We start from the raw sequence: 7,177 nt of genomic DNA on the forward strand, positions 1-7,177 counted from the left end.
AATGATGACCGCGTTGGCTACCGTGACAGACGTGCATCGTCGCGGCAAGCAATACGAAATTGATTTAAGTTGCGAACAGCAGACCAGTTGCAGTAGTTGCTCTTCACAGAAAAGCTGTGGAACGGGCGTTGTTACTAAAGCCATTGGTAACAAGAGTTTATCTTGGCACCTGCGCACGGATAAATCGGTGAAAATAGGTCAAGTCGTCGAGATTGGTTTTCCTGAGTCGAGCCTAATAAAATCAGCAATGGCGGTTTATTTACTGCCATTGTTTGGTTTGATTATCGGTGCGATGTTTGGTCACTTCCTATTAGCGCCGCTGACAGCCGGCGGGGAAGGCATCATCATATTGGCATCGGTATTGTTTGCCGCTGGTGGAATGTGGATCGCAAAACGTGTTTCTCGTCCGTTAGAAGATGAATCTAAGCGCCAAGTTACCCTCGTTCGGGTACTTGGAGAGCCAATCCAGTAAGTGCTGTCCCCCTCCACTAAAGGTTATTTGGGTATGTACTTTAAATTACGTGCGCCCGTTAACGAAATTCGGTAGAATCTGCCAACTTGATTGAAATGCCGTCAGTAGATGGCGTTTCTTACTGTCCCTATTTGTAAAGAGTTAGTCACCCTAAATCTATGAAGCACATTCGTAACTTTTCGATTATCGCCCACATCGACCATGGTAAGTCGACCCTATCAGACCGTCTAATCCAAGTTTGTGGCGGGTTAACCGATCGTGAAATGGCCGCACAGGTTCTGGATTCTATGGATCTTGAACGTGAGCGTGGCATCACCATCAAATCTCAGAGTGTGACGCTAAACTACACCGCTAAAGACGGTGAGACGTATCAGCTGAACTTCATCGATACTCCGGGGCACGTTGACTTTGCATATGAAGTATCACGTTCTCTGGCGGCTTGTGAAGGTGCGCTATTGGTTGTGGATGCGGGTCAAGGTGTTGAAGCTCAAACACTGGCTAACTGTTACACCGCGATCGAAATGGATCTAGAGGTTGTGCCAATCTTGAACAAGATTGATCTACCAGCAGCCGATCCTGAGCGTGTAGCGGAAGAAATTGAAGAAATCGTTGGTATCGATGCAATGGAAGCAACCCGCTGTTCTGCGAAGACAGGCATCGGTGTTGATGACGTTCTAGAGAACATTGTGTCAGCGATTCCAGCACCGGAAGGTGATCCAGATGCGCCACTACAAGCGCTGATCATTGACTCATGGTTTGATAACTACCTTGGCGTTGTTTCTCTAGTGCGTATTAAAAACGGCGAACTGAAGAAGAACGATAAGATCAAAGTGATGAGTACGGGCCAAGTTTGGGGTGTGGACCGCCTTGGTATCTTTACGCCAAAACAAGTGGATACCGATACCCTTCGTACTGGTGAAGTAGGTTGGGTTGTTTGTGGTATCAAAGACATTCTTGGTGCCCCTGTTGGTGATACGCTGACTCTAGCGAAGAATGGTTGTGATAAACCGCTACCAGGCTTTAAGAAAGTTAAACCTCAGGTTTACGCAGGTCTGTTCCCAGTATCTTCTGACGATTACGAGAACTTCCGTGATGCGCTGGGCAAATTAAGTCTAAACGACGCATCGCTATTCTACGAGCCAGAAAACTCAGCGGCACTTGGCTTTGGTTTCCGTTGTGGTTTCCTTGGCATGCTGCACATGGAAATTATCCAAGAGCGTCTAGAGCGTGAATACGACTTAGATCTTATCACCACGGCACCAACGGTAGTTTACGAAGTTGAAAAGACCGATGGTGAACTGCTGTACGTTGATAGCCCTGCCAAACTACCAGCGATCAATGATATTGAAGAAATTCGTGAACCGATTGCGCGTTGTAATATCCTTGTGCCTTCAGAGTACCTAGGTAATGTAATCACCCTGTGTGTTGAAAAGCGAGGCAGTCAAGTTGATATGGTTTACCACGGTAACCAAGTCGCTGTGACTTACGATATTCCAATGGCTGAAGTGGTACTGGATTTCTTCGATCGTCTGAAATCAACATCACGCGGTTACGCATCTTTGGATTACAACTTCCAGCGTTTTGAAGCTTCGAACATGGTACGTGTAGACGTTCTTCTTAACGGTGACACTGTTGATGCATTGGCGATGATCACACACAAAGATCAGTCTCAGACTCGCGGTCGTCAGTTGGTAGAGAAGATGAAAGAATTCATCCCTCGCCAAATGTTTGATATCGCAATCCAAGCGGCAATTGGTAACCACATTATCGCTCGTTCAACGGTAAAACAGTTGCGTAAGAACGTTATCGCGAAATGTTACGGTGGTGACGTAAGTCGTAAGAAGAAACTTCTGAAGAAACAGAAAGAAGGTAAGAAACGCATGAAGCAGATCGGTAACGTCGAGCTGCCTCAAGAAGCGTTCCTAGCCATCCTTCACGTAGGTAAAGACTAAAGTTGAACTTTGTCTCACACTTGTCGGTCTTAAGACGTTAGATATTAAAATAAGTGAAAGGGTTTCGGCTCTTTCACTTTCGTATTTTTAGATAAGGGAATTTAATGGCGAATACATTCTCACTGATGTTGGTTATTGCGACTTTGGTAACTGGCGTGGTTTGGCTATTGGAAAAGCTGGTTTTCGCGAAAAAGCGTCAGGAAAAACTGGCTGAGATTCAAGCTCAGACGTCTAATGGTTTGGATGCAGTGACCTTGCAAAAAGTAGAGCGTCAGCCTTGGTGGGTTGAAAATAGCGTCTCTATTTTTCCTGTGATCGCGTTCGTTTTAGTATTACGTTCTTTTATCTACGAACCATTTCAAATCCCATCAGGCTCAATGATGCCTACCTTGTTGGTTGGCGATTTCATTTTAGTTGAGAAGTACGCGTACGGTCTAAAAGACCCAGTATGGCGTACTCAGCTTGTGGAAACTGGTAAGCCTGATCGTGGTGATATCGTGGTCTTCAAATACCCACCACAACCAAGTGTGGACTACATTAAGCGTGTAGTTGGTTTACCTGGTGATATCGTGCGTTATTCAAGTGATAAGCAGCTTTGCGTGCAAAGCCAAGGCGAATCGGCATGTAAGCCAGTTAAACTGAGCAATGTTGAAGAAAGTCAGTTTAGCTCGAACGGTATTCCAATGATCCAACTGGATGAAAAATTGGGTAACGTTGAGCACAATATTTTGGTTAACCCTCTTGTGCGTAACCGCGTGGAGCAATATTTCCCACGCAGCGGAACGACAGAGTGGGTTGTACCACAAGGTCAGTATTTTGTGATGGGTGATAACCGTGACAACAGTGCTGACAGCCGTTACTGGGGCTTTGTTCCAGAAGCAAACTTAGTCGGTAAAGCTGTCGCGATCTGGATCAGCTTCGAGTTTGATCGTGGCGCAGATAGTGTTCTACCTTCATGGATTCCAACTGGTGTGCGTTTTAACCGCATCGGTGGCATTCACTAACCATTCAAATATCGAGAGAGTATGAATTCTCCAATTGATAAACTAGAGAGAAAGCTTGGCTACCAGTTTCAAGATGCCGGGCTTATCAATTTGGCGCTGACGCACCGCAGCGCCAACAGTAAGCACAATGAACGTCTTGAGTTTCTGGGCGATTCAATTTTAAGTTTTGTCATCGCTGATGATCTGTACCATCGTTTCCCAAAAGTGAACGAAGGTGACATGAGCCGCATGCGTGCTACTTTGGTTCGCGGACATACATTGGCGGAACTGGGTCGTGAATTCGATCTAGGAGATTATTTAAAATTAGGTCCAGGTGAATTGAAGAGTGGCGGTTTTCGCCGAGACTCTATTTTAGCCGATGCGGTTGAAGCCATTATTGGCGCAATTTACCTAGACAGTGATCTTGAAGTTGTGCGAGGCATTGTACTGAGTTGGTATCAGTCACGCCTTGAAGCCATTAAACCAGGCGTTTCACAGAAAGATCCGAAAACTCGCCTACAAGAGTTCCTACAAGGCAGAAGAAAACCGCTGCCTGTCTACACAGTGACTAATATTAAAGGTGAAGCGCACAACCAAGAGTTCACGGTTGAGTGCGAAGTAGCAGGTGTGGATAAGCCTGTAATCGGTAAAGGCACCAGCCGCCGCAAGGCAGAACAAGCGGCTGCTGAAACAGCACTTGAGCAATTAACAAATGGCTGATAACGAATTCGATATCGATGCGTTTTTCGCATCACAGGGTGAGCCAAGCTCGCCAGAAAACCAACACTGTGGCTTTATTGCGATTGTTGGTCGTCCAAACGTAGGTAAGTCGACACTTTTGAACAAGATTTTGGGTCAGAAGATTTCGATCACCTCTCGTAAGCCGCAAACGACACGCCACCGTATTATGGGTGTGGATACGGACGGCGATTACCAAGCGATTTACGTCGACACGCCTGGACTTCACATTGAAGAAAAGCGTGCGATCAACCGTTTGATGAACCGTGCTGCTAACTCGTCATTGAGTGATGTAAACCTTGTGTTCTTCTTAGTCGATGGTACGCATTGGACTAAAGACGATGAGATGGTGCTGACCAAACTTCAAAAATCGAACTTCCCAGTTGTGCTTTGTGTAAACAAAGTCGACAACGTACAAGATCGTAACGACGTGATGCTACACATGGCGGAGATGTCGAAGAAGATGGACTTCGTGGATGTTGTGCCAATCTCTGCCAAGCAAGGTAAGAACATTGATGTACTGCGTAAGCACGTGCGTAATCACTTACCTAAAGCAACGCATCACTTCCCAGAAGAATACGTGACTGACCGTTCTCAGCGTTTTATGGCGTCTGAGATTGTGCGTGAAAAGCTGATGCGCTTTACTGGTGAAGAGCTGCCATACTCAGTAACGGTTGAGATTGAGCGTTTTGATTACAACCCAGAAACCGACGGTTTCCACATCAATGCCTTGATTCTTGTTGAGCGTAATGGCCAGAAGAAAATGGTGATTGGCAAAGGCGGCGAGAAGATTAAAACCATTGGTCGCGAAGCGCGTTTAGATATGGAAGAATTGTTCGGTCGTAAGGTTTACCTAGAAACTTGGGTAAAAGTGAAATCTGGCTGGGCAGACGACGAACGAGCGTTGCGATCGTTGGGTTATATAGACGATTTATAATCTTGGCTGCGAAGGTGCTTCGCTCCAACATCGATGAAAAATCAGTATCGATTAAAATAAGGAGCCGCTCGGCTCCTTATTTTTTATTTCACACTTTTTAGGCACAATGACTTAGATGAGTAATCTGTCTTCCGAAGGTTTACAGCGCTGTTTTGTATTGCACCGACGCCCTTACAGTGAATCGAGCTTAATCCTTGATGTATTTAGTGAGGAATATGGCCGAATGACTTTAATGGCCAAAGGCGCGCGCAGTAAGCGTTCGAACTTAAAAGGCGCATTGCAACCTTTTACCCCGCTATTACTTAAATGGTCGGGGAAAGGCTCAATGAAAACTTTGCGTCAAGCCGAGCCGATAAGCCTAGGTTTGCCGTTAACGGGCATTAATCTCTACTCAGCCATGTACGTCAATGAACTGATTGGCCGTATTTTGATGGCTGAAGTGCCGATGCCAGCACTATTTCATGATTATTTGCATGCGTTAACCGAGTTGGCGCACAACGAGAACCCTGAGCCTGCACTGCGTCGTTTTGAGTTAGCCTTGTTGTCTGCGATGGGGTATGGCGTGGATTTTTTGCATTGTGCAGGTACCGGCGAGCCCGTCGACCCAGAAATGACCTATCGTTACCGGGAACAGAAAGGGTTTATTGCTTCGGTTAGGCGCGATAACCTAACGTTTTTAGGGAATGAACTGATTGCTATCAGTGAGCGGCGGTTCGTCACTAAAGAGCAGCTAAAAGCGGCAAAACGCTTTACACGTATAGCCTTAAAGCCGTATCTTGGCGGCAAACCTTTAAAAAGTCGTGAATTTTTCATTCAGACCCCCAGAGCACGGAGTAACGGAAAATGAGCTCAATTTATTTAGGCGTCAATATCGACCATATTGCCACTCTACGTAATGCACGTGGTACAAAATACCCGGATCCTGTTCACGCTGCTGAAATTGCAGAGCGTGCAGGCGCGGACGGTATCACTATCCACTTACGTGAAGACCGTCGCCATATTTTGGATCGTGATGTACGTATTCTGCGTGAAACCATTCAAACGCGTATGAATCTAGAGATGGCAGTGACGGACGAAATGGTTGAGATTGCGCTGCAAACTAAACCAGAGTTTGTGTGTCTAGTGCCTGAAAAGCGTGAAGAACTGACGACGGAAGGTGGCTTAGATGTAGTAGGGCAGCTTGAAAAAATTAAAGCTGCGACGAAAAAGCTGACAGATGCCGGCATTAAAGTTTCGCTCTTTATTGATGCTGACCGTCAACAGATTGAAGCTGCGAAAAAGTGTGGCGCTCCGTTTATTGAGCTACATACTGGCCATTATGCAGATGCGACGACAGAAGACGAGCAACAAGCTGAACTGAAGAAGATTGCCGCTGGTGCTAGTTATGCACATGATCTAGGTATTATTGTTAATGCCGGGCATGGCCTGACTTATCACAATGTCGCACCAATTGCTGCATTACCAGAAATTTACGAACTCAACATTGGTCACTCAATCATTGGTCGCGCGGTATTTGATGGTTTAAATAAAGCGGTTGCTGACATGAAAGCATTGATGATTGAGGCTCGCCAGTCATAGGGCTATCTAGATGGCGATTATAGGGTTAGGGACCGACATTGCAGAAATTGAGCGTATTGAAAAAGCGTTAGCTCGTAGTGGTGAACCTTTTGCTCAGCGGATTCTTTCAGAAGAAGAAATGGCCAAATTCTCACAGCTTAAGCTGCAAGGTCGTTATCTTGCTAAGCGCTTTGCTGTTAAAGAAGCTGCCTCAAAAGCATTGGGGACAGGGATCGCAAAAGGGGTCACGTTTCACGACTTTTCCATCTCGAACGATGAGCTTGGAAAACCAGTACTCGCATTGACGGGCACAGCCAAGCAAATAGCGGATGCGATGGGTGTTAACCACATTCACCTGTCCATTTCCGATGAGCGTCATTACGCTGTGGCGACGGTCATTTTTGAATCCTAGCTTGTAAGTCTTAAACAAAATACTAAAAAGCCAGAGCATTTGCTCTGGCTTTTGTTTTCAGCCCTAAACCACCTACTTCAGTAGGTGGTTATCATCCGTTTCGGCTTTGCCTGTAAAACTACTCAT

8 protein-coding genes are annotated in these 7,177 nt (G+C 45.9%); all 8 read left to right on the top strand.

Annotated features, from left to right (window positions below; genetic code table 11):
• The first annotated feature begins 1 nt into the window (after position 1).
• The 8 genes from R7Q47_RS19085 to acpS all read left to right on the top strand — a co-directional run bounded on the left by R7Q47_RS19085 (position 2) and on the right by acpS (position 7,051).
• Positions 2 to 472 carry a SoxR reducing system RseC family protein gene (locus R7Q47_RS19085; RefSeq protein WP_005384575.1) on the top strand — a complete coding sequence of 157 codons (471 nt, stop codon included), beginning with the start codon at positions 2 to 4 and terminating at the stop codon, positions 470 to 472.
• Between the two features lie 158 nt (positions 473 to 630).
• Entirely contained in the window at positions 631 to 2,424 is a 1,794-nt protein-coding gene (lepA, locus tag R7Q47_RS19090; RefSeq protein ID WP_154205030.1) for a translation elongation factor 4, read from the top strand.
• A 104-nt stretch (positions 2,425 to 2,528) separates the two neighbouring features.
• The gene (gene lepB, locus R7Q47_RS19095) at positions 2,529 to 3,428 is read left to right on the top strand and encodes a signal peptidase I (protein ID WP_154205031.1); all 900 of its coding nucleotides are present in this window, start codon (positions 2,529 to 2,531) and stop codon (positions 3,426 to 3,428) included.
• Between the two features lie 21 nt (positions 3,429 to 3,449).
• Complete coding sequence (gene rnc / locus R7Q47_RS19100) at positions 3,450 to 4,127, top strand: ribonuclease III (RefSeq protein WP_005380932.1); 678 nt, start codon at positions 3,450 to 3,452, stop codon at positions 4,125 to 4,127.
• Positions 4,120 to 5,082, top strand: coding sequence for a GTPase Era (gene era / locus R7Q47_RS19105; RefSeq protein WP_005380931.1), 963 nt, complete (start codon positions 4,120 to 4,122; stop codon positions 5,080 to 5,082). The genes rnc and era overlap by 8 nt, the downstream gene beginning before the upstream one ends.
• 115 nt (positions 5,083 to 5,197) lie before the next feature.
• Positions 5,198 to 5,929 (top strand): DNA repair protein RecO, encoded by a 732-nt coding sequence (gene recO, locus R7Q47_RS19110; protein WP_005384578.1) that lies wholly within the window; start codon positions 5,198 to 5,200, stop codon positions 5,927 to 5,929.
• Positions 5,926 to 6,660 carry a pyridoxine 5'-phosphate synthase gene (gene pdxJ / locus R7Q47_RS19115; RefSeq protein ID WP_005384579.1) on the top strand — a complete coding sequence of 245 codons (735 nt, stop codon included), beginning with the start codon at positions 5,926 to 5,928 and terminating at the stop codon, positions 6,658 to 6,660. The genes recO and pdxJ overlap by 4 nt, the downstream gene beginning before the upstream one ends.
• Before the next feature lie 10 nt (positions 6,661 to 6,670).
• On the top strand, positions 6,671 to 7,051 hold the full coding sequence (gene acpS, locus R7Q47_RS19120) for a holo-ACP synthase (protein ID WP_005380927.1): 381 nt from the start codon (positions 6,671 to 6,673) through the stop codon (positions 7,049 to 7,051).
• Positions 7,052 to 7,177 lie beyond the last annotated feature (126 nt).

The sequence above is a fragment of the Vibrio sp. Vb0349 genome (assembly GCF_033338975.1).